Raw genomic sequence first — 22135 nt, 5'->3', positions numbered from 1 at the left:
AAAGTCGAGGCATGGCTTCCGAGAGTGCGGATGAGGAGACGGTGGGCGCGGACGCGGTGGACACGGGCGCGGCGGCCACGGACGAGTTGGACACGGACGCAACGGTGGCCGCCGACGCGGCCGGGCCGGCGAACGGCGAGACCGTGCGCATCGACAGTTGGATCTGGTCCGTCCGTCTCGTCAAGACCCGCTCGATGGGCGCCACCGCCTGCCGGGGCGGGCACGTCCGGGTGAACGGCGAACGCGTCAAGCCCGCGTACGCGGTACGGGTCGGCGACGAGGTACGGCTGCGGCACGCGGGCCGGGAGCGGATCCTCGTCGTGAAGCGCGTGATCCGCAAACGGGTCGGCGCGCCGGTCGCGGTCGAGTGCTACGTCGACAACAGCCCGCCGCCCCCGCCCCGCGAGGCCGTCGCCCCGATCGGCATCCGCGACCGCGGCACGGGCCGCCCCACCAAACGGGACCGCCGCGAACTGGAACGCCTCAGGGGCTTCGGCGACCCGCCGGACGGGGAACACGGCGGGACCGCGGCCCCGGACGATCCCGGAAAGCAGAACAGGCCCGGAAAGCAGAGCAGCTCCGAAAAGCAGAGCAGCTCTGGAAAGCGGAGCAGCTCCGGAAAGCAGAGCGGACCCAGGACACGAGGCTGACCCGGGACACGCGGCTGACCCTGAATGCAGGGCAGACCCGAAGACCGGGTGGCCCCGGAAGGCCGGACTGACCCGAAATCCAGGCTGCCCCGGGAAGCCGAGGTGCACCCGGGCACCCTCGCGAGCGCTGAGCAGCAAACCCGGCGCAACCAATCCCGCCGCAGGCAAACCCAACGCAAGCAAACCCGAAGCAAGCCCTCACAGGTCGAGGGCTCCCCACCAGCAGCGGGGAGCCTTCCGCGCCGTCCGTCGCCCAAGGTCACGCCCCTCGTCGCACCAGCCGCACCAGCCGCCCCAGCCCGTCCGCCGTCCCCTTCCGGCGCGCCCACGCGATCAGGGCGAGCGGCACGATCAGGATCAGCGGTGTCGCTGCGTACTGCCCGTCGAAGACGGTGAGCTGCGTGATGAACGCACCCACCATCAGCGCACTGAGTGCCACCGCCGCCACCGACATGAGCGCCGGTATCAACAGTGCGACAGCTCCGGCCAGTTCGAGCGCGCCGATGGTGTACATCCCCGCGCTGCCCCAGCCGATCTTGTCGAAGGACTCGACGGCCGAGGGGTGCGCGATCAGCTTCGGCAGCGCGCTCGCCACCCCGTAGAAGAGCGCGAGCACGATCTGAAGCGCACGCAGGGAAATCTCGGCACGACGACTGCGGGTGCCACCGGAGGCGGAGGCAGCCGAGGCGGCGCGGGTGACGGGAGCGGTGGTCTGGGACATGGGGGTCTCCTCTGTGAAGCAGTTCCGTATCGCTGTCACAGAGGTAGACCGGGCCGACGCCCGCAACTCATCGCCGCGCACCGCACTTTCCTATGCGGTTTCCTCCTCCACGGGTGCGGTCTTCTCCTCCACGGGTGCGGTTTACTCCTCAGCCGGCACCGCCCTCACCCACACGCCGTCCTCCGTCAGATACCGGTCCACCCTCAGCCCCGCCTCGGCGAGCGCCTCCTCGAACTGCTCCTTGGTCAGCGGCCGCGCCAGGAACGTATGGGTCCACGTCGCGTCCGGGAACACGTACTCCGCGCTGACCGAGTTGACCCCGTCACCCGCCGGCTCCGCCGACAGGATCCGTAGCGTGAAGCCGCTGGGATCGACCCGCTCACGGGGCACATTCGAGTGATAGTCCTCCCCTTCGCGCTGGATCAGCACGCACCCGCCCTCCGCGACATGCCGCGCGCACGCCCGCAGCATCCCCCGCCGCACCTCGACGTCGCCCGCGTGGACGAGGAACGACGCGAGCATCACCACGTCGAACGTCTCACCCAGGTCGAGTCCCTCGATCGGGCTGCATATCGTGCGCGCCCCACGGACGCGCGCCAGCATCTCCGACGACTCGTCCACGGCCGTGACCTCGAACCCGCGATCCAGGAGCGGATGGGTCATGCGGCCCACCCCGCTGCCCAGTTCCAGAATGCGGGCCCCCGTGGGCACTGCCGCGGCGATGATGTCCGGTTCCTCCCCGACGGGCAGCCGCGAGTAGAGCTCGACCGCGCAGCCGTCCGGGGTGATCGCCCCGGGTCCCGTTCCCTCGTATCCCTCACGCATTTCCAGCCTCATACCCGTCCAACGGACCGCGCCCGCACGCCCGTTCCCCGACCGGGTCACTCGATAGGGTGACAGCTACAGCGGAGCCCACCCATGCCCGCCGTACCAGTGGCCGCCCGCCCGCAAGTGGTCCCCGATCGCCCGCTCCACGCTGTTCCGCCGCGGCAGGTCCGCCACCGGCAGCTCCGGATCGCCGAAGACGAACCCGACCGGCACCCCGTCCTCCGGCGCCGTCTGCGCGTACGCGATCTCGAAGCGCTCCTGGAAGCGGACGATGTTGGACTCCGCCGACAGGTACCGCTTCAGCTGCGGGTCGAGGAGCCAGGAGTGGCACACGGCCACCTCGTACCGCTCGTCGGGATAGTGGCGGGCGAAGAACTCCCGTGCCAGCGCCAGCGACCGCTCACAGGCGGACGGCGACAGCGGTCCGCGGAAGTCGGGTATGTGCAGGCTCAGACAGGGGTCGCCCGGCCCCAGGCCCAGGCCGGCCCCCGCGACGGCCCGCCCCGTGCGCTGCCCCAGCCGCGCGCGCTGGAACTGCAGCCGGCCCAGCTGGAACAACTCCCCGTGGAAGGGGAGCGCGATCCACCACGGGAACAGCAGCCCGCCCGTGCCGAGCCGCCGACGGTGCACCGCCACATGCCGCCCCAGATCGGCGAGCGTGCGCCGGGACACCTCGGCCGGGACCCCGCGCCGGTGGTGGTACGCGCGTACGTGCGGCAGCGCGCCGACGAAGACGTACAGAGGGAAGCAGCGTCCGAGGTCCCCCGTCGACGTCGGGAACGGCGGCGGCTCCCAGCCCTTCCCGATCTCCCCCATGTCCCGTACGAAGCGGGCGACACACCGGGCGAGGAGGGTCATCGCCTCCGCGTCGTCCGCCAGCCGGGCGCGCAGCGCGACGAACTCGTTGATGTCCTCGTGCGGCACGGACAGGTCCAGCAGTACGTCCGGGAGTTCGTCCGCGCCGGGCAGCGCGACCTCCACCCGCGGATCGCCCTCGCTCTCCAGGTCCCGCAGCCACTCGGCGAGCCTCGCGTCCGCCCGCAGCGCATCCAGCAGCATCGTCGCCTCCCCCGTGGATCCGTCCACCGTCCCATGGTGAACGTGCACCACGAAGAGTACTTTTCGTAGGAGGAGCGGTGGTCCCGATGCGTACAGGCAGTGAACCGACGACAGCGCGCAGTGCCCTGCGGCTGCGCTTCTGGCTGAGCGTGTGGGGCCTGATCTGGGCGATCGCCGGAACGGCCGCGTTCGCCCTCGCCGGGAGGCCCGGATGGGCGGCCGCCTGCGGTGTCCTGTGGCTGATCGTCACCGCGGACATGACCATGATCCTGCGGCACATCCACCAGGGGCCGCACTGGCAGCCGGGCCGCGACGTCCCACCGTACCGACCGCCGGAACACCGCCACCCCTAGGCCCTGACCCGCCGGACAGCCCCAGTCCCCAGGAACCCCGGCCGCCTACGAGTCGAAGCGTGCCGCCTTCAAGTACTGCGGGTTCGGGTCGAGCGCCGCCGCGAGGCGGAAGTGCCTCTTGGCCTGATCCGGCCGCAGCTGGCGCTCATAGGTGCGGGCGAGCGCGAAGTGCGCGAACGCGTTGTCCGGCTCGCGCTCCAGCACGATGGTGAACTCGAGCTCGGCGGGACGCAGTTGCGCGGCGGCGAAGAAGGCACGCGCGCGCAGCAGCCGTGCGGCCGTGTTCTCGGGGTGCGCGGCTATCACCGGATCGAGCAGCTTCACCGCGCCCCGCGGGTCGCGCGCGGCGAGCAACTGCTCGGCGGCGCGGAAGTCGATGACATGCGTCTCCGGAGTACGTCCGGTCCAACCGCTGGTCTCGGGCACGGCTGAGTCCTTCCCTCACTGCACCGGTTCAACGCCCCCGGCGGCGACCGCTATTCCTGTGACTCCCCTGGCTGGTGCGCCCTGTGCACGAGATCTGCCCATACGTCCCCCACGCGCCGCTCCAGCTCCTCCAGGGGTACGTCGTTGTCCATGACGATGTCGGCGATGGCCAGGCGCTTCTCGCGCGTCGCCTGGGCGGCCATGCGCGCGCGTGCGTCCTGCTCGGTCATGCCGCGCAGCCGGACGAGCCGGTCGAGCTGGGTCTCGGGGCTCGCGTCGACGACGACCACGAGGTCGTACAGCGGCGCGAGGCCGTTCTCGGCGAGGAGCGGGACGTCGTGGATCACTACGGCATCCGCGGCGGCGGCCGTTTCCAGTTCGCGGGAGCGGGCGCCCACCAAGGGGTGCACGATCGCGTTCAGCACGGCGAGCTTGTCCGGGTCGGCGAAGACGATGGAGCCCAGCTTCGGGCGGTCCAGACTGCCGTCCGGCGCGAGTACGTCCGTCCCGAAGGCCTCGACGACCGCGGCGAGCCCGGGAGTTCCGGGCGCGACGACCTCACGCGCGATGCGGTCCGCGTCGATCAGCACGGCTCCGTGCTCGACGAGCAGCCGCGACACCTCGCTCTTGCCGGCGCCGATACCGCCGGTCAGGCCCACCTTCAGCATGCCCACCAGCCTAGGGCTTGCCACTGACAGGCCCCTCGGCAGGCCCGAGGCTCGCTCAGCCCTCGCCTTCCCGCTCCGCCAGGAACCGCTCGAACTCCTGCCCGATCTCGTCCGCGGACGGGATCTCGACGGGCTCGGCCAGCATGTTCCCCCGGGTCTCGGCGCCCGCCGCCGCGTCGTACTGGTGCTCGAGACCCTGCACGAGGGCGACCAGTTCCTCGTCGCCCTCCTGGATCTGCCGGTCGATCTCCGTCTGCGTGCGGTGCGCCTCCGTGCGCAGGGAGTGCGCGAGGCCCGGCAGGACCAGTCCCGTAGCGGCCGTGATGGCCTCCAGGACGGTCAGCGCGGCGTCCGGATACGGAGAACGGGCGATGTAGTGCGGCACGTGCGCGGCGACTCCCAGGACGTCGTGTCCGGCCTCCATGAGGCGGTACTCGACGAGGGACTCGGCGCTGCCGGGGACCTGCGCCTCCTCGAAGGGGCTGCGGTGGCCGGGCACCAGGTCGTTGCGGTTGCCGTGCGGGGTGAGGCCGACGGGGCGGGTGTGCGGGACGCCCATCGGAATGCCGTGGAAGTTCACGGACAGGCGGACGCCGAGCCGCTCCACGATCTGCTGGACGGCCGCCGCGAAGCGCTCCCACTCGACATCCGGCTCGGGACCGGACAGCAGCAGGAAGGGGGCACCGGTGGTGTCCTGGACCAGCCGTACGTCGAGCGTGGGCTCCTCGTATTCGGTCCAGCGGTCACGCTTGAAGGTGAGCAGCGGACGCCGGGCACGGTAGTCCACCAGCCGGTCGTGGTCGAAACGGGCCACGACCTGGTGGGGCAGCGAGTCGAGAAGCCGGTCGACGATCTGGTCGCCGGTCTCGCCCGCGTCGATGTATCCGTCGAAGTGGTAGAGCATGACAAGACCGGCCGACTCCTGGGCCAGCGCCATGTCGACGACTGCCAGGCCCTTCGGCTCCCAGGCGTACAAACCCTGCGGATCAAGCACAGTGACCGCTCCTCCTCGTGTTCCTAGGCCACAACGCCGTCCGGGGCGCGGGCATTCCCGCTCCCGCCCCGCACCGGCGCCTCTTTGGTGAACACCTCGACGGGAACGCCGAGTTCACGGAAGTGGTCGAGGGTGGCCATCCACTGCGGAACGCGGGCGGGCCCTTGGCGGCGCCGTGTCCGGTGAGCGTGAAGTCGCCTGCTCCGAGGGCACGGAAGGGCTGTTCGCGCCGGGCTGCCCGGGCCTCGGAAAACGCACTGCGGGCCCGCACCCAGATGGGTGCGGGCCCGCAGTCACGAACTACTGCCTAGCGGTGAGCTGTGATCAGCTCTGGCCGCCGGCGAGCTTCTCGCGGAGGGCAGCCAGGGCCTCGTCCGACGCCAGGGCGCCGGAGTTGTCGTCCGACTCCGAGGAGTACGAACCACCCGAGACACCCGCGCCGGAACCGCCGGCGGCGGGAGCGGCAGCACCCTCGGCCTCGGCCTGAGCGTCGGCCTCGCGGGACTTGATGACCTGCGCCTGGTGCTGCTCGAAGCGCTGCTGCGCCTCGGCGTACTGGGTCTCCCACACCTCACGCTGGGACTCGAAGCCCTCGAGCCAGTCGTTGGTCTCGGGGTCGAAGCCCTCGGGGTAGATGTAGTTGCCCTGGTCGTCGTACGACGCGGCCATGCCGTACAGGGTCGGGTCGAACTCGACCGAAGCCGGGTCGCCACCGAAGGCCTCGTTGGCCTGCTTCAGCGAGAGGCTGATGCGACGGCGCTCGAGGTCGATGTCGATGACCTTGACGAAGATCTCGTCGTTGACCTGGACGACCTGCTCCGGGATCTCCACGTGGCGCTCGGCCAGCTCGGAGATGTGGACCAGACCCTCGATGCCCTCGTCCACGCGGACGAACGCACCGAACGGAACCAGCTTCGTGACCTTGCCGGGCACGACCTGACCGATCTGGTGCGTGCGGGCGAACTGCTGCCACGGGTCTTCCTGCGTCGCCTTCAGCGACAGGGAGACACGCTCGCGGTCCATGTCGACGTCGAGGACCTCGACGGTGACTTCCTGGCCGACCTCGACAACCTCGGACGGGTGGTCGATGTGCTTCCAGGAAAGCTCGGAGACGTGGACCAGACCGTCGACGCCACCCAGGTCCACGAAGGCACCGAAGTTGACGATCGAGGAGACGACGCCGGAGCGGACCTGACCCTTCTGGAGGGTCGTGAGGAACGTCTGGCGAACCTCGGACTGGGTCTGCTCGAGCCAGGCGCGGCGGGACAGGACCACGTTGTTGCGGTTCTTGTCCAGCTCGATGATCTTCGCCTCGAGCTCCTTGCCCACGTAGGGCTGGAGGTCGCGGACGCGGCGCATCTCGACGAGGGAAGCCGGCAGGAAGCCACGGAGGCCGATGTCGAGGATGAGACCACCCTTGACCACCTCGATGACGGTGCCGGTGACGATGCCGTCCTCTTCCTTGATCTTCTCGATGGTGCCCCAGGCGCGCTCGTACTGGGCGCGCTTCTTCGAGAGGATCAGGCGGCCTTCCTTGTCCTCCTTCTGGAGAACAAGGGCTTCGATCTCGTCGCCGACCTTGACGACCTCGTTCGGGTCGACGTCGTGCTTGATCGAGAGCTCGCGGCTCGGGATGACACCTTCGGTCTTGTAACCGATGTCGAGCAGGACCTCGTCCCGGTCGACCTTCACGATGACGCCGTCGACGATGTCGCCGTCGTTGAAGTACTTGATCGTCTCGTCGATCGCGGCGAGGAAGGCTTCCTCGTTACCGATATCGTTGACCGCTACCTGCGGAGTGGTAGAGGTGGTCTCGGTGCTGCTCGTCATGTGGGAAAGGGCTCCGGTACGGACAGTGAGTCGTAGGTACTGCTTACGCCGGGAGCCCGTTTCGCTCTGCAGAAGGCCGGACAGCCAAGGAAGCGCCACCAGTGTTCCGGTGAGCGCCTCGACAACCGAGGGGACATACATACAGATGCGAGCGCAGCCTGCTACGTCTGAGGAGCGCAGGCCCGCAGCGCAACTTGTAGCATACGGGGGCAGCCGGGCAGGGTCAATGCGCGAAGCCGCACACCCGGGGCAGAACACCGCATACCCGGCACAAGAACTGTCTTCCGAGGCCACACAGGGCCGCAGGACCCCTTCCGTGACACCACCGGAACGGGTTCGACGGAAGTGCCCGCAGACTAATACGAGGGAGCCGATCATCCAAGAGCCCGATACGTTCGAACCCGAAGCCACCCGACGTGACGCCGGCGCCACGGAGAGTTCCCGCGCCAACCGTGGCTGGTGGGACCGGAACGCGGACGACTACCAGGTCGAGCACGGCACGTTCCTCGGCGACGACCGGTTCGTGTGGTGCCCCGAGGGGCTCGACGAAGTGGAGGCCGAGCTGCTCGGCCCGGCGGAGGACCTCAAGGGCAAGGACGTCCTGGAGATCGGCGCCGGCGCGGCCCAGTGCTCGCGCTGGCTGGCCGGCCAGGGCGCGCGCCCGGTGGCCCTGGACCTCTCCCACCGCCAGCTCCAGCACGCGCTGCGCATCGGCGGGGACGTGCCTCTGGTGGAGGCCGACGCGGGCGCCCTGCCGTTCGCGGACGCTTCCTTCGACCTCGCCTGCTCGGCGTACGGCGCGCTGCCCTTCGTCGCCGACCCGGTGCGCGTCCTGCGCGAGGTCCACCGGGTGCTGCGCCCGGGCGGCCGCTTCGTCTTCTCCGTGACGCACCCGATCCGCTGGGCCTTCCCCGACGAGCCCGGGCCCGAGGGCCTGTCGGTCTCCGCCTCCTACTTCGACCGCACGCCGTACGTGGAGCAGGACGAGGAGGGCGGGGCGGTCTACGTCGAGCACCACCGGACGATCGGCGACCGGGTGCGCGACGTGGTGGCGGGCGGCTTCCGGCTGCTCGATGTGGTCGAGCCGGAGTGGCCCGCCTGGAACACCCAGGAGTGGGGCGGCTGGTCCCCGCTGCGCGGGAACCTGATCCCGGGCACGGCGATCTTCGTGTGCGTACGAGACTGAGCGGGTGATCCGCTACGACGCCCTGGACCTGCCGGTACGCAGCGCGCTGCCCGGCCTGAACGACGCCCTGGACGCGGGAGGCGCCGCGGTCCTCGTGGCGCCGCCCGGGACGGGCAAGACCACGCTCGTGCCGCTGGCCCTGGCCGGTCTGCTCGGGGAGGGGGCCGCGAAGGGGCCGGTACGCCGTGTCGTCGTCGCGGAGCCGCGGCGCATCGCCGCCCGGGCCGCGGCGCGCCGGATGGCGTGGCTGCTCGGCGAGAAGGCCGGCGACAGCGTCGGCTACACCGTGCGCGGGGAGCGCGTGGTGGGGCGCCACACGCGCGTGGAGGTCGTCACGACCGGTGTGCTGCTGCAACGACTTCAGCGGGATCAGGAGTTGGCGGGCGTCGACGTGGTGGTGCTCGACGAGTGCCACGAGCGTCATCTGGACGCGGACACGGCGGCGGCCTTCCTCCTGGACGTGCGGGAGGCGCTGCGGCCCGAGCTGCGGCTGGTGGCGGCCTCGGCGACGACCGACGCCGCGGGGTGGGCCCGGCTGCTCGGCGGGGCGCCGGTGGTCGAGGCGGCGGGTGTGTCGTACCCGGTGGAGGTCGTGTGGACGCCTCCGGTGCGGCCCGTCCGGCCGCCGCACGGGATGCGGGTGGACCCCGTACTGCTGACGCATGTGGCATCGGTGGTGCGGCGGGCGCTCGCGGAACGCGAGGGGGATGTCCTCTGCTTCCTTCCCGGGGTCGGGGAGATCGCGCGCGTGGCGGGGCAGCTGGGGGACCTGGACGGGGTCGAGGTGCTCCAGGTGCACGGGCGGGCGCCGGCGGCGGTACAGGACGCGGTGCTGTCTCCCGGTGCGGGGCGCCGGGTGGTCCTCGCGACGTCCGTGGCCGAGTCCTCGCTGACGGTGCCGGGTGTGCGGGTCGTCGTGGACTGCGGACTGGCGCGGGAGCCACGTGTGGATCACGCGCGCGGGCTGAGCGCCCTGACGACGGTACGGGCCTCGCAGGCGGCGGGGCGGCAGCGGGCGGGCCGGGCCGGGCGCGAGGCGCCGGGGACGGTGTACCGCTGCTGGGCGGAGGCGGAGGACGCCCGTCTGCCGCGCTTCCCCTCCCCCGAGATCAAGGTGGCCGACCTGACGGCGTTCGCGTTGCAGGCGGCGTGCTGGGGCGATCCGGAGGCGTCCGGGCTCGCCCTGCTGGACGCGCCGCCGGGCGGGGCGATGGCGGCGGCGCGGTCCGTTCTCGCCGCGATCGGTGCGGTGGATTCCGCGGGGCGGGCCACGGAGCGAGGGGTGCGCATGTCCCGGCTCGGCCTGCACCCGCGACTGGCGCGGGCTCTGCTGGACGCGGCGCCGGAGGTCGGCGCGGACCGGGCCGCGGAGGTGGTCGCGCTGCTGAGCGAGGAGCCGCCGCGGGAGTACGGCGACGACCTGGCGGCGGCCTGGCGGGCTGCCCGGCGTGGGGGCGACGCGTACGCGGGGCGCTGGCGTGCGGAGGCGCGGCGGCTGCGGGCCGGGGCGACAGATCGTGCGCGCCCGCCCGCCCGTGACCGTGACTCCGCTCCGCGAGAGCGGGACGCCGGGGCTCCGGCCGGGACGGGTGGGCAGGGCTCGGCGCCCGGCCCCACCGGGTCCGAGCCCACCGGATCCGGGGCGGCCGGGCGAGCGGGCTCGGGGGACGATCGGATCGCCGGGCTCGTGGCCGCCCTCGCCTTCCCGGAGCGGCTCGCGCGGGCACAGGGCGGCTCCTGCCTCATGGTCAGCGGGACCCGCGCCGACATCGGCGACGGCTCCGCGCTGCGCGGCGCCCCCTGGCTCGCCGTGGCGGTCGCCGACCGTCCCGTCGGCGCGGGGCACGCGCGCGTGCGGCTCGCCGCCGTGGTCGACGAGGACACGGCGCGGCGGGCCGCGGCGCCCCTGCGTTCCGCGGGCGCCGAGGTCCACTGGGCCGACGGGGATGTCGTCGCGCGGCGGGTCGAGCGACTGGGGGCCGTGGAGTTGGCGGTGCGGCCGCTGCGTGACGCCGACCCCGGTCTCGTACGGGACGCGCTCCTCGAAGGGCTGCGGGAGGAAGGGCTCGGCCTGGTGCGGTGGTCCGCTGACGCCGAGGTGCTGCGGCGGCGGCTCGCCTTTCTGCACCTGCACGTCGGCGCCCCCTGGCCCGACGTGTCCGACGACGCGCTCCACGCGCGCGTGGACGAGTGGCTGGAGCCGGAGCTGAGCCGTGCCCGGCGGCGGGCCGATCTGGCGCGGATCGACGCCGGGCAGGCACTGGCCCGGCTGCTGCCGTGGGCGACCGGGGACGCGGCCCGGCTCGACGAACTCGCTCCCGAGCGGATCGAGGTGCCCAGCGGGTCCAGGATCCGGATCGACTACGGCAACCCGGAGCAGCCCGTGCTCGCCGTGAAGCTCCAGGAGATGTTCGGCCGCCACGAGTCCCCGAGGGTCGCCGGAGTACCGGTGCTCGTCCATCTGCTGTCGCCCGCCGGCCGGCCGGCCGCCGTCACGGCCGACCTCGCCTCGTTCTGGCGGGACGGCTACAAGGCGGTACGGGCCGAGCTGCGCGGCCGCTACCCCAAGCACCCGTGGCCCGAGGACCCGGCCACGGCCGAGCCGACCCGGTACACGAACGCGCGGCTCAGGCGCTGACCGGTTCCGGCGCCGAGGCCTCGGTGGGGGCCGGGTCCGCCGGCCGGCGGCCGCGGGCCTCCAGCCACAGGGACAGGGTCAGCAGGAGCAGGCCCAGCAGCAGGAGGCCCCATGGCAGGTACGAGGTCATCAGCAGGACCACGGTGCGGTTGGACTTGACCAGGGCGACCGTCGACCTGATGTAGTCCTCGCGCATCTTGACGTGGCCGGCGAAGGCCGTGACCTTGTCGCGGCCGCCGAGGAGCGTGCCGCCGCGCAGCTCCTCCTTGTGGATCTCCTCGCCGTAGACCGGTGCTCCGGTCACCGGTTCGACCCAGAACTTCCGGACCGTGGTGTACCAGCGCGTCGTGCCCGTCTTCGCGAGCGACCGGGGGGTGACGCCCTTGACGGGCATGGCCTTGGGGAAGGGGACCTTGGTCCAGGGGACGGTCTGCTCGAAGTAGTAGACCCGCACACCGCGGAAGTCCTGCGTGCCCTTGTAGTGGATGGGGGCCGTGGTGCGCGCCTGGGCGTCGAAGTACTCGTAGTCCCGCCTCTCCGTGAGGAACGGCCACTTGAACTCGAGGCCCGCGCGGGTGACCGGGTCGCCGTCGACCATCTCGCCGGTGGCGTGGACGGGTTCCTGGGTGTGTGCGTCGAAGATGTAGCGCTCGGGGATCCGGGAGACCATTTTGCCGTCCGGTCCCTGGACGTAGGAGAGGCCGTCCCAGACGACCACGTCCTTGCCGGCGGTCTTCTCGATCTTCTGTGAGGCCTCCACGTTGCCCCTGAGGGTCTGCACGACGGTGACCTTGGGGACCGTCTTCGCCTTCATGGTGCCGTAGTCGAGGAGGGTGGCGTTCTTCGCCTCCAGGACCATGTCCTGGTACTGGTTCGCGGGGATCTTGGCCAGGCGCGGGAAGGCGTACCAGCGCACCAGCGGGGACAGAGCCGTGCAGAACACGGCCAGGGCGAGCAGGATCAGGCTGGCCTTGCGGCGCATCTGGGCGGCCCTCCCGGCTGGTTACGGGTGCTTGGGGACGGTGGTGAGCAAGGGCTTCGGCGACGTCTCGCCGGGTGGTGGGCCCATGACCGTGACGACCAACATCAGCCCGAGCGCCAGGGCGAGACCGATCGCGGCGGCGATGAGGGCACGCATACGGGGCCTCCCCGGGAATCCTGGAGCTGATGCGTCGTCAGGTCCGGCACCGTAGCAACGGCGGGGTGAGATGAGAACACGTTGCACACACAACAAGGGCGCCCCTCCGCGGGAAGCGGAGGGGCGCGCTTGGGGGTTACGCGGGCTAGGGCGTCGTGGTGGTGGCCGCGGCCACCTTCAGCTCGACCGTGAGGGTCGCGCCGCCCGTGGTGTCGATGCGGAGCAGGAACGTGCCGACGGTGTCGTCCGCGTACAGCTTCGGAAGCTTCAGCAGGCCGTTCGCGTCCGTCTTGAGGTCCTTGAGGGTGCGTACGGTCTTGCCGTCCGCGTCCTTGAAGGACGGGCCCTTGTCGTTCTCGGTCGCGTCGTCGGCCGACTTGACGATCGTCGCGGTGGCGGCGACACCGTCCGCGACGGCGTTCTTGTACGTGGCCTTCACCTCGACCTGGTCCGCGAACTCGCCGCCGGGCACACAGGTCAGCTCGGTGGCGCTGGTGCGGGCGAGGGCGTCGGCCTGGGGTTCGGTGACGGTCGCCGTGTAGTCGAGGCCCGCGACGGAGCGGCCCACGACGGTGGCGCGGACCGTGAAGTCGCCGGTCTTCTGTCCTGCCACCAGCGCGGGCGCGGTGGCCTTGCCGGCGCTGTTGGTGACGATCGTGGCCACGGTCTCGCCGCCGGTGAACGTGGCGTCCGTGTCGCCGACGATGGTGAATCGCACCCGCACCTTCGCGACGGCCTTGCCGGCCTTGGTCTCGGTGCGCACGGCGACCTTCTGGTCGAACGTGTCGCCCGCCGTCGCGGTGAGCTTGGCGGTGCCCGCGTCCTCCAGGTGGTCCACCGTGTCGGTGGGGGTGGGAGGCGTGGGGCTCGGCGGCTTGGGGGTGCTGGGCGGCGGCGGCGACGGGCTGGGGCTCGTGGAACCGCCGTCGCCGGGCGTGCCCGGCTTCGTCGGCTTCGTCGTCTTCGGCGGCTTCGGCGTCTTCGGCGGCGACGGACTGGGCGCGGGGCTCGCTCCCTGGCCGTCGTCGTTGCTGTGCGAGGGCAGCGTGCCCGTGCCGTCCGGCACCTCGTGCGTGCCCTTGCGGTAGTACTCCAGCCACGACAGGACGGTGTTCAGGTACTCCTGCGAGTTGTTGTAGCCGAGGATGGCCTTGTTCAGCTCGGACTGGACGGAGAGGTCACGGTCGAAGCGGCAGAGGTAGTGACCGGCGGCGAGGGCCGCGTCGTAGATGTTGTTGGGGTTCTTCGCGCCGTCGCCGTTGCCGTCGCGGCCCGCCCACTCCCAGGTGGAGGGGATGAACTGCATGGGGCCGACCGCGCGGTCGTACGCGCTGTCGCCGTCGTACGCGCCGTTGTCGGTGTCGGCGATCAGGGCGAAGCCGTTGCCGTCGAGCTTGGGGCCCAGGATCTTCGAGTACGTCGTACCGTTCGCGTCGACGCGGCCGCCGCGGGCCTGCCCGGACTCGACCTTGCCGATGGCGGCGAGGAGCTGCCACGGCAGGTTGCAGCCCGGCTTGGACGAGCGCAGTGCCGTCTCGGCCTTCTTGTAGGCGTCGAGGACGGTGGCGGGTATGCCCGCCTCCGCGGTGCCGGCGGGGGTCGTGGAGCCGGTGCCCGGGCTGGGCGAGGCGGTGGGGCTGTCGAGCGGCGGGAGGTCGGTGTAGTAGCGGCCGTTGCCCGTGGCGGAGCCGTCGCCGTTCCCGTCGGGTGTGGCCTCGGAGCCGGTGGTCTGTCTGCCCTGGTCGTCGGTGGTCACTCCAGGAGCCTGGGACGCGGCCAGGGCCGCGACCGCGGCCGCCGCCACGGCGGTGGTTGTCGCCCCCCTGCGCAGCCTGCTGCCGAAATGCGCCGCCATTGAGTAAGCCCCTCCCGTGGACGACCACCTGCGTGTTCGCTCTGGTGTTACATGCCGGTGTTACGTGCTGGTGCTGCGTGCCCGTGTCGCTGGTGTCACCGGCGTTCGACCGTGCTCCCCGGCACGGTGACCCAGGTGACCCTACGACAACTTGTGTCGCCCGGGCACCCGTTGGTGCCCGATTGCCGGTGGCCGGCCGACTGCGGCGCTGGTCGGATGCGGGAGCCGGGTGGCTCGCCGCACGATTTTCATGCGCCCCTCATACTGGACGACTGTGATCGCCGGACGGTTGTGTCCGGCCGACGACAGCCACGGAGGGCCGACTTGCCGTTCACTCTCAGTCATGCGGCGGCCGTGCTGCCCGGCGTGCGCGGGGACGGGACCGGACGCGGGCGACTGGTGCCCACGGTCCTCGTCGCCGGCTCGTTCGCTCCCGATATGACCTACTACGCGGCGAGTGTGCTGTCCGGAGCGATGGAATTCGGCGATTTCACGCACTCGTTCACCGGTGTCCTCACCTTCGACGTGCTCGTCGCCTGGGCGTTGGCCGGTGCCTGGCTGGTGCTGCGCGAACCGCTGGTCGCGCTGCTGCCGCGGGCCCGGCAGGGGCGGGTGGCGGCGCTGCTGCGCTGCGGGGTGCCGCGGGCGCGGATGCGGGCCTCGGCGGTGCTGTGGTGGTACGTGTCCGCGGCGCTGGGCGCGCTGACCCATGTCGTGTGGGACGCGTTCACGCATCACGACCGGTGGGGGATTCGGCTGTTTCCGGTGCTGGGGCAGGAGGCCGGGGGCTTTCCGCTGTACTGGTTCCTCCAGTACGGCAGTTCGGCGGTGGCGGCGGTCGTGATCGCGGTGTTCGTGGTGGTCGCGCTGCGGCGGGTGCCGTTGCCCACGCCTTCACCTTCACCTTCACCTTCACCTTCGGGATCGGGTTCGGGTTCGGGTTTTGGCGGGCCGGCGGGGGTGCCGGTGCTGTCCGGTTCGGACCGGTGGGTCGCGGGTGCGGTGATCGGCGGGTGTGCCGTGGTGGCGGCGATGCAGCGGGCGTCGCGGTGGTGGGAGTACTGGGGCGCGACGGCGAAGCCGTGGGAACTCATCCCGACCCTGTGCTTCGGGGCGGGCGCCGGGCTGGTCCTCGGGACGCTGCTGTACGCGGTGGGGATCAGGGTGCGCCGTCCGGCCGCGGCCGGTGGAGCGGGCGCCGGGACGGAGGCCGGCGTCGGGGACGAGGCCGGTGCCGGTGCGCGTACCGGGAACGGGGCCGGCAAGGAGCCGAGCCGCCCGGCCGCCTCCTGACCGTCACCGGCGGGCTGACCGACGTCGGCGGGCGGCTGGGGGACGGGCCGCCCCGAGGTGGCCTGCGCACCGGTCCAGCCCTGCCGGCCACTGCCCGGAAAAAAGACCGTCGCCCGCAGGGTCCTGCACAAGCCGGCCCTGGGACCGGGCGACGTCCGTCGGCCGGGCCCAGGGCCGCCTCGGCCACACCTCGGCGGCCCGGGCGGCTCACCTACCGGGACGACGACACCCGTCCGGATCACCCCCGGCGCACCCCGCCCCGGTCCGCTAGTGCGCCGCCGACTCCCAGTCCCCGCCGTCGCCCACCGAGACATCCAGCGGAGCCCTCAGCTGCACGGCGGACGCCATCTCCCGGCGGACCAGTTCCTCCGTCTTCGCCCGCTCGCCCGGCGCGATCTCCAGGACGATTTCGTCGTGGACCTGGAGGAGCATGCGGGACTTGAGGTTCGCCTCCTGGAGCGCGCGGTCCACGTTCAGCATGGCGATCTTGACGATGTCCGCCGCGGTGCCCTGGATCGGCGCGTTCAACGCCATGCGCTCCGCCGTCTCGCGGCGCTGGCGGTTGTCGCTGTTCAGGTCCGGGAGGTAGCGGCGGCGGCCGAACAGCGTCTCCGTGTAGCCCGTCGCCCGCGCCTCGTCGACCGCGCGGCGCAGATAGTCGCGTACTCCTCCGAAGCGCTCGAAGTACGTGTCCATCAGCGCCCGCGCCTCGCCCGCATCGATGTTCAGCTGCTGCGAGAGACCGAAGGCCGACAGGCCGTACGCGAGGCCGTACGACATCGCCTTGATCTTGCGGCGCATCTCCGCGTCCACCGCTGAGCGCTCCACCCCGAACACCTGGGAGGCGACCGTCGTGTGCAGGTCCTCTCCGGAGGTGAACGCCTCGATCAGGCCCTCGTCCTCGGACAGGTGGGCCATCACACGCAGCTCGATCTGGCTGTAGTCCGCGGTCATCAGCGACTCGAAGCCCTCGCCGACCACGAAGCCGCGGCGGATCGCGCGGCCCTCGTCGGTGCGCACCGGGATGTTCTGAAGGTTCGGGTCGGTCGACGACAGCCGACCGGTCGCCGCCACCGTCTGGTTGAACGTGGTGTGGATGCGGCCGTCCGCCGCGATCGTCTTGATCAGGCCCTCGACCGTCACCCGCAGCTTCGCCTGCTCACGGTGACGGAGCATGATCACCGGCAGTTCGTTGTCCGTCTGGGCGGCCAGCCACGCCAGCGCGTCCGCGTCCGTCGTGTAGCCCGTCTTCGTCTTCTTCGTCTTGGGCAGGCCCAGTTCACCGAAGAGGACTTCCTGGAGCTGCTTGGGCGAGCCCAGGTTGAACTCGTGTCCCGCGGCCGCGTGCGCCTCCTTCACCGCCTGCTGCACGGCGCCCGCGAACATCTGCTCCATGGCCTCCAGGTGGGCCTTGTCCGCCGCGATGCCGTGCCGCTCCAGCCGGGCCAGCAGGGCGGACGTCGGCAGCTCCATGTCGCGGAGCAGGTCGGCCGAGCCGACCTCCTTCAACCGCTCGCCGAACGCCTCGCCCAGGTCGAGGATCGCGCGCGCCTGCACCATCAGCGCGTCGGCCTCGGCCCCCTCGTCCGCGCCGAAGGCCAGCTGCCCGTCGGCCGTCGCGGCGGGCTCCAGCTCACGGCCGAGGTACTCCAGGGACAGCGCGTCCAGCGCGAAGGAGCGGCGGCCCGGCTTGACCAGGTAGGCGGCGAGCGCGGTGTCCATGGACACGCCCTCGACGGTCCAGCCGTGCTCGGCGAAGACCCGCATCACACCCTTGGCGTTGTGCAGCACCTTGGGCTTCGCGGGGTCGGCGAGCCACGTCGCGAACGCGTTCTCGTCGGCCTCGTCCAGCTGGGACGGGTCGAACCAGGCGGCCGCCCCGTCGGCCGCGGCGAGCGCGACCTCGGCCACCGCACCCGCGCCGAGCGCCCAGGAGTCGACCGTGGCCAGCCCCAGGACCGTCGTGCCGTGCTCGGCGAGCCACGGCTTCAGCTCGCCCGCGCCCAGCACCGCGCCGTCCACCGCGACGCCCGCGGCGACCGGCGCCTCCTCGGCCTCCTCCCCGCCCGGGTCGACGGCCAGCAGCCGCTCGCGCAGGGACGGGTTGCGGATCTCCAGGGTGTCCAGGACCATCGCGACGGCCGTGCGGTCGTACGGAGCGCGCTCCAGGGCGGCGACCGACTTCGGCAGCTCGACGTCCCGCACCATCTCCGTGAGCCGGCGGTTCAGCTTCACCGACTCCAGGTGGTCGCGGAGGTTCTGGCCGACCTTGCCCTTGACCTCGTCGACGCGCTCGACCAGCTCCGCGAACGAACCGAACTGGTTGATCCACTTGGCCGCGGTCTTCTCGCCGACGCCCGGGATGCCCGGCAGGTTGTCGGACGGGTCGCCGCGCAGCGCCGCGAAGTCCGGGTACTGCGCGGGCGTCAACCCGTACTTCTCGAAGACCTTCTCCGGGGTGAACCGGGTCAGCTCCGAGACGCCCTTCGTCGGATACAGCACCGTCGTGTGATCGCTGACCAGCTGGAAGGAGTCCCGGTCACCGGTGACGATGAGGACCTCGAAGCCCTCGGCCTCGGCCTGCGTGGCGAGCGTGGCGATGATGTCGTCCGCCTCGAAGCCGTCGACCGCGAACCGCTGCGCGTGCATCGCGTCGAGCAGCTCACCGATCAGCTCGACCTGCCCCTTGAACTCGTCCGGGGTCTTGGAGCGGTTCGCCTTGTACTCCGTGAACTCCTCGGAGCGCCACGTCTTGCGCGAGACGTCGAACGCCACCGCGAAGTGCGTGGGCGCCTCGTCGCGCAGCGTGTTCGCCAGCATCGACGCGAAGCCGTAGATCGCGTTCGTCGGCTGGCCGGTCGCGGTCGTGAAGTTCTCCGCGGGCAGCGCGAAGAACGCGCGGTACGCCAGCGAGTGCCCGTCCATGAGCATCAGCCGCGGACGCGCGCCGCCGGAGGTCTTCTCGGTCTTCTTCGATGCTGTTTCTGCCACGCCCCCGATCCTGCCACGCCCCACTGACAGTGAGAGCCGTTCGGACCGGGCCCCGGTCGCCCGAGCGCCCTCCAGGCCCGGGCCCCGGCGCTGTCACCGCCCCGTGCGAGGATCGGAGACGTACCTCACACGTGGACGCGAAGGAGAGCAGCTCGATGGCCACGAAGCCGCCCAAGGGCGATCCGGTTCAGGACGCGCCGCAGGTCAGCGAGCCGAAGCAGGCGGCAGCGGGGCTGCCGGCCATCAAGCACACCCTGCGCATCGCCCAGCAGCAGATGGGGGTGCGCCGCACCGCGCTGACACTGCTGCGCGTCAACCAGAAGGACGGCTTCGACTGCCCCGGCTGCGCCTGGCCCGAGCCGGAGCACCGGCACACGGCGGAGTTCTGTGAGAACGGCGCGAAGGCCGTCGCCGAGGAGGCCACCCTGCGCCGGGTCACCCCGGACTTCTTCGCCGCCCACAGCGTGGCCGACCTCGCCACCCGCAGCGGCTACTGGCTGGGCCAGCAGGGCCGCCTGACCCACCCCATGTATCTGGCGGAGGGCGCCGACCACTACGAGGCGGTGCCCTGGGAGCGGGCCTTCGACATCGTCGCCGAGGAGCTCGCCGCACTCGGCTCCCCCGACGAGGCCCTCTTCTACACCTCCGGCCGCACGAGCAACGAGGCCGCGTTCCTGTACCAGCTGTTCGCCCGCGAACTCGGCACGAACAACCTGCCCGACTGTTCCAACATGTGCCACGAGTCGTCGGGTTCGGCGCTGACCGAGACGATCGGCATCGGCAAGGGCAGCGTCCTGCTGGAGGACCTCTACAAGGCGGACCTGATCATCGTCGCCGGACAGAACCCCGGCACGAACCACCCCCGGATGCTCTCCGCCCTGGAGAAGGCCAAGGCGGGCGGCGCGAAGATCATCACGGTCAATCCACTGCCCGAGGCGGGCATGGGGCGCTTCAAGAACCCGCAGACCCCCCAGGGCATGTTCAAGGGCGCCGCCCTCACCGACCTGTTCCTGCAGATCCGCCTCGGCGGCGACCAGGCCCTCTTCCGCCTCCTCAACAAACTGATCCTCGAGACGAACGGCGCCACCGACCAGGCGTTCATCGACGAACACACCCACGGATACGAGGAGTTCGCCGAGGCCGCCCGCACCGCCGACTGGGCCGGGACGCTCGCCGCGACGGGCCTCACCCAGCAGCAGATCGAGGAAGCCCTCCGCATGGTGCTCGCCTCCGAGCGCACCATCGTGTGCTGGGCGATGGGCCTGACCCAGCACAAGCACGCGGTGCCGACGATCCGCGAAGTCGTCAACTTCCTGCTGCTGCGCGGCAACATCGGCCGCCCGGGCGCGGGCGTGTGCCCCGTGCGCGGCCACTCCAACGTGCAGGGCGACCGCACGATGGGCATCTTCGAACGGCCCGCCCCGGCCTTCCTGGACGCCCTGGAGAAGGAGTTCGGCTTCGCCCCGCCACGCGAGCACGGCTACGACGTCGTACGGGCCATCCGCGCCCTGCGCGACGGCGAGGCGAAGGTCTTCTTCGCGATGGGCGGCAACTTCGTGTCCGCCTCGCCCGACACCGAGGTGACCGAGGCGGCCATGCGCCGCGCCCGCCTCACGGTGCATGTGTCGACCAAGCTCAACCGCTCGCACGCTGTCACGGGCGCGCGCGCCCTGATCCTGCCGACCCTGGGCCGTACGGAACGCGACCTCCAGGCCGGTGGCGAGCAGTTCGTGACCGTCGAGGACTCCATGGGCATGGTGCACGCCTCACACGGCCGTCTGGAGCCCGCGAGCGGGCACCTGCTGTCCGAGACGGCCATCGTGTGCCGGCTCGCCCGCCGCGTGCTCGGCGACAAATCCCGCACCCCCTGGGAGGAGTTCGAGAATGACTACGCGACGATCCGCGACCGCATCGCGCGCGTGATCCCCGGCTTCGACGACTTCAACGCGCGCGTGACCGGTTCCGCCGGCGGCTTCGCGCTCCCCCACGCGCCCCGCGACGAGCGCCGCTTCCCGACAGCCACCGGCAAGGCCAACTTCACGGCGGCACCGGTCGAGTACCCGGCGCTCCCCGAAGGCCGGCTGCTGCTCCAGACCCTGCGCTCGCACGACCAGTACAACACCACGATCTACGGCCTCGACGACCGCTACCGAGGCATCAAGAACGGCCGCCGGGTCGTCCTCGTCAACCCCGAGGACGCCAAGGCGCTGGGCGCCGCGGACGGCTCGTACGTCGACCTGGTCAGCGAGTGGCAGGACGGCGTGGAGCGCCGCGCCCCCGGCTTCCGCGTCGTGCACTACCCCACCGCCCGGGGCTGCGCCGCCGCCTACTACCCCGAGACCAACGTCCTCGTACCGCTCGACGCCACCGCCGACACCAGCAACACCCCGGCCAGCAAGTCCGTCGTCGTCCGTCTGGAACAATCGACAACCGACTGAGCGTTTGCTCAGCCAGGCAGTGAGCAAGATCGGTCCACAGCGACACGACGAACGGAGCCGGGCCCCATGGGCGAGCAGCACACCCCGACGTTCCCGCAAGAGGTCATCGACGAGTACGCGGCACTCGGCGTCGACCTGCCCGCCCTCTTCTCCGCCGGACACCTCGGCACACGCATGGGCGTCCGGATCCTCGAGGCCTCCGCGGAGCGGGTCGTCGGCACCATGCCCGTCGAGGGCAACACCCAGCCGTACGGGCTGCTGCACGGCGGCGCCTCCGCCGTCCTCGCCGAGACCCTCGGCTCCGTCGGCTCCATGCTCCACGGCGGCAGCTCCAAGCTCGCCGTGGGCGTCGACCTGAACTGCACGCACCACCGGGGCGTACGGTCCGGGCTGGTCACCGGAGTGGCCACACCCGTGCACCGGGGGCGCTCCACGGCGACGTACGAGATCGTGATCAGCGACGAGGAGGGCAAGCGCGTGTGCACCGCCCGCCTGACCTGCCTGCTGCGCGAACTCCCCGCGAAATAGCGGCCGTTCGGGGGGCGGCGGGACGGGCGGGGAAGGACGGGACGGACCGGGTACCGGCGGAACCGGAGCCTTTGGCCCAGCACGAAGCATGACCGGCCTCGGGCCCGTCGAACCGGACTTCCCACCCGCCCCGACGCCCCTCACCCCGCCCCCGACGACGCCGTCGGGGGCGAACTCCCCCCGCCTGCCGGACCGTTGGGCCACACCGCCCGTCCACCACCGCCGGGCCCTCCAGGCGCTCCCCGCCGCCCTGGCGACGGCCGCCGCCCCCGCCCCGCCGCGCCGACCTACCAGCTCTCGCCACCCGCACGACACCCTCCCCGCCACTGACAGTCAAGGCCGGCCGGCCCCGGCGCCTCGCCGCGCGCATCTCCGTACCCGACTGCCGGGCCCTGCCCCACGGCGTCAACATCCCCCGCCTGGACCTGATCCTGCGCACCCCACAAGCACAGCAGCCGTACAGCTTCCTCGTCGGCGGCAACCGCCCACGCACCCTCTCCCGGCTGCCGCACACCGCGTGCCCCCCACAGGGAAGTAAC

18 protein-coding genes are annotated in these 22135 nt (G+C 71.6%); 7 read left to right on the top strand and 11 right to left on the bottom strand.

The annotated features are described in order from the left end of the window. Positions 1-11 precede the first annotated feature (11 nt). Positions 12-650 (top strand): RNA-binding S4 domain-containing protein, encoded by a 639-nt coding sequence (locus tag GTY58_RS32465; RefSeq protein WP_010987642.1) that lies wholly within the window; start codon positions 12-14, stop codon positions 648-650. Positions 651-909: 259 nt separating this feature from the next. On the opposite strand, the gene GTY58_RS32460 is transcribed toward GTY58_RS32465, so the two are convergent. The 3 genes from GTY58_RS32460 to GTY58_RS32450 all read right to left on the bottom strand — a co-directional run bounded on the left by GTY58_RS32460 (position 910) and on the right by GTY58_RS32450 (position 3258). Then, positions 910-1371, bottom strand: a complete 462-nt coding sequence (locus GTY58_RS32460) for a DoxX family protein (protein ID WP_037646806.1) — start codon at positions 1369-1371, stop codon at positions 910-912. 141 nt (positions 1372-1512) lie between these two features. Continuing rightward, positions 1513-2196 (bottom strand): class I SAM-dependent methyltransferase, encoded by a 684-nt coding sequence (locus GTY58_RS32455; RefSeq protein WP_010987640.1) that lies wholly within the window; start codon positions 2194-2196, stop codon positions 1513-1515. Between the two features lie 75 nt (positions 2197-2271). Continuing rightward, a complete protein-coding gene (locus tag GTY58_RS32450) occupies positions 2272-3258 on the bottom strand; it encodes an acyltransferase domain-containing protein (protein ID WP_037646804.1) in 987 nt (328 codons plus the stop codon). Between the two features lie 86 nt (positions 3259-3344). Here GTY58_RS32450 and GTY58_RS32445 point away from each other — a divergent pair, with 86 nt between their 5' ends. Then, entirely contained in the window at positions 3345-3611 is a 267-nt protein-coding gene (locus tag GTY58_RS32445; RefSeq protein ID WP_037646803.1) for a DUF6343 family protein, read from the top strand. A gap of 45 nt (positions 3612-3656) precedes the next feature. Here the strand turns inward: GTY58_RS32445 and GTY58_RS32440 are convergent, their stop codons facing one another. From GTY58_RS32440 to rpsA, 4 genes are all read right to left on the bottom strand, one after another. Continuing rightward, on the bottom strand, positions 3657-4037 hold the full coding sequence (locus GTY58_RS32440) for a tetratricopeptide repeat protein (RefSeq protein ID WP_010987637.1): 381 nt from the start codon (positions 4035-4037) through the stop codon (positions 3657-3659). A 50-nt stretch (positions 4038-4087) separates the two neighbouring features. Beyond that, positions 4088-4705, bottom strand: a complete 618-nt coding sequence (coaE, locus tag GTY58_RS32435) for a dephospho-CoA kinase (protein WP_037646939.1) — start codon at positions 4703-4705, stop codon at positions 4088-4090. A 55-nt stretch (positions 4706-4760) separates the two neighbouring features. Further along, complete coding sequence (locus GTY58_RS32430; RefSeq protein WP_010987635.1) at positions 4761-5699, bottom strand: PAC2 family protein; 939 nt, start codon at positions 5697-5699, stop codon at positions 4761-4763. A 324-nt stretch (positions 5700-6023) separates the two neighbouring features. Then, positions 6024-7529, bottom strand: coding sequence for a 30S ribosomal protein S1 (gene rpsA, locus GTY58_RS32425; protein WP_010987634.1), 1506 nt, complete (start codon positions 7527-7529; stop codon positions 6024-6026). Between the two features lie 316 nt (positions 7530-7845). Between rpsA and GTY58_RS32420 the strand changes: the two genes are divergently transcribed. Both GTY58_RS32420 and GTY58_RS32415 read left to right on the top strand, forming a co-directional pair. Beyond that, entirely contained in the window at positions 7846-8715 is an 870-nt protein-coding gene (locus GTY58_RS32420) for a class I SAM-dependent methyltransferase (RefSeq protein WP_010987633.1), read from the top strand. A gap of 4 nt (positions 8716-8719) precedes the next feature. Further along, on the top strand, positions 8720-11353 hold the full coding sequence (locus tag GTY58_RS32415) for an ATP-dependent helicase C-terminal domain-containing protein (protein ID WP_010987632.1): 2634 nt from the start codon (positions 8720-8722) through the stop codon (positions 11351-11353). Here GTY58_RS32415 and GTY58_RS32410 read toward each other — a convergent pair. The 3 genes from GTY58_RS32410 to GTY58_RS32400 form a co-directional block, all read right to left on the bottom strand. Next, positions 11343-12335, bottom strand: coding sequence for a DUF3068 domain-containing protein (locus GTY58_RS32410; RefSeq protein ID WP_010987631.1), 993 nt, complete (start codon positions 12333-12335; stop codon positions 11343-11345). The two genes, GTY58_RS32415 and GTY58_RS32410, sit on opposite strands and share 11 nt — an antisense overlap. A 21-nt stretch (positions 12336-12356) precedes the next feature. Then, positions 12357-12491: an SPW_0924 family protein gene (locus tag GTY58_RS32405; protein ID WP_107083247.1), complete on the bottom strand. Its 135-nt coding sequence runs from the start codon at positions 12489-12491 to the stop codon at positions 12357-12359. Between the two features lie 145 nt (positions 12492-12636). After that, positions 12637-14346 (bottom strand): lytic transglycosylase domain-containing protein, encoded by a 1710-nt coding sequence (locus GTY58_RS32400; protein WP_010987630.1) that lies wholly within the window; start codon positions 14344-14346, stop codon positions 12637-12639. 324 nt (positions 14347-14670) lie between these two features. Here GTY58_RS32400 and GTY58_RS32395 point away from each other — a divergent pair, with 324 nt between their 5' ends. Beyond that, complete coding sequence (locus tag GTY58_RS32395; protein WP_078234558.1) at positions 14671-15639, top strand: DUF4184 family protein; 969 nt, start codon at positions 14671-14673, stop codon at positions 15637-15639. 267 nt (positions 15640-15906) lie between these two features. On the opposite strand, the gene polA is transcribed toward GTY58_RS32395, so the two are convergent. Then, positions 15907-18630, bottom strand: coding sequence for a DNA polymerase I (polA, locus tag GTY58_RS32390; protein ID WP_010987628.1), 2724 nt, complete (start codon positions 18628-18630; stop codon positions 15907-15909). Positions 18631-18785: 155 nt separating this feature from the next. On the opposite strand from polA, the gene GTY58_RS32385 reads away from it, so the two are divergent. Together GTY58_RS32385 and GTY58_RS32380 are read left to right on the top strand one after the other, a co-directional pair. After that, on the top strand, positions 18786-21068 hold the full coding sequence (locus GTY58_RS32385) for an FdhF/YdeP family oxidoreductase (RefSeq protein WP_010987627.1): 2283 nt from the start codon (positions 18786-18788) through the stop codon (positions 21066-21068). 66 nt (positions 21069-21134) lie between these two features. After that, positions 21135-21596 (top strand): hotdog fold thioesterase, encoded by a 462-nt coding sequence (locus tag GTY58_RS32380; protein WP_010987626.1) that lies wholly within the window; start codon positions 21135-21137, stop codon positions 21594-21596. The last annotated feature ends 539 nt before the right edge of the window (positions 21597-22135 follow it).

The sequence above is a fragment of the Streptomyces sp. SID5469 genome (genome assembly GCF_009862865.1).
Classification (GTDB): domain Bacteria; phylum Actinomycetota; class Actinomycetes; order Streptomycetales; family Streptomycetaceae; genus Streptomyces; species Streptomyces avermitilis.
Note: the sequence above shows the minus strand (reverse complement) of the source record. Positions and strands in the feature narration are given on the sequence as shown.

Excerpts from the sequence above, each read along its gene's own strand:
- GTY58_RS32465 (WP_010987642.1), top strand. The coding sequence starts at position 12 with ATGGCTTCCGAGAGTGCGGATGAGGAGACGGTGGGCGCGGACGCGGTG.
- GTY58_RS32460 (WP_037646806.1), bottom strand. The coding sequence starts at position 1,371 with ATGTCCCAGACCACCGCTCCCGTCACCCGCGCCGCCTCGGCTGCCTCC.
- GTY58_RS32455 (WP_010987640.1), bottom strand. The coding sequence starts at position 2,196 with ATGCGTGAGGGATACGAGGGAACGGGACCCGGGGCGATCACCCCGGAC.
- GTY58_RS32450 (WP_037646804.1), bottom strand. The coding sequence starts at position 3,258 with ATGCTGCTGGATGCGCTGCGGGCGGACGCGAGGCTCGCCGAGTGGCTG.
- GTY58_RS32445 (WP_037646803.1), top strand. The coding sequence starts at position 3,345 with ATGCGTACAGGCAGTGAACCGACGACAGCGCGCAGTGCCCTGCGGCTG.
- coaE (WP_037646939.1), bottom strand. The coding sequence starts at position 4,705 with ATGCTGAAGGTGGGCCTGACCGGCGGTATCGGCGCCGGCAAGAGCGAG.
- rpsA (WP_010987634.1), bottom strand. The coding sequence starts at position 7,529 with ATGACGAGCAGCACCGAGACCACCTCTACCACTCCGCAGGTAGCGGTC.
- GTY58_RS32410 (WP_010987631.1), bottom strand. The coding sequence starts at position 12,335 with ATGCGCCGCAAGGCCAGCCTGATCCTGCTCGCCCTGGCCGTGTTCTGC.
- GTY58_RS32405 (WP_107083247.1), bottom strand. The coding sequence starts at position 12,491 with ATGCGTGCCCTCATCGCCGCCGCGATCGGTCTCGCCCTGGCGCTCGGG.
- GTY58_RS32400 (WP_010987630.1), bottom strand. The coding sequence starts at position 14,346 with ATGGCGGCGCATTTCGGCAGCAGGCTGCGCAGGGGGGCGACAACCACC.
- GTY58_RS32385 (WP_010987627.1), top strand. The coding sequence starts at position 18,786 with ATGGCCACGAAGCCGCCCAAGGGCGATCCGGTTCAGGACGCGCCGCAG.
- GTY58_RS32380 (WP_010987626.1), top strand. The coding sequence starts at position 21,135 with ATGGGCGAGCAGCACACCCCGACGTTCCCGCAAGAGGTCATCGACGAG.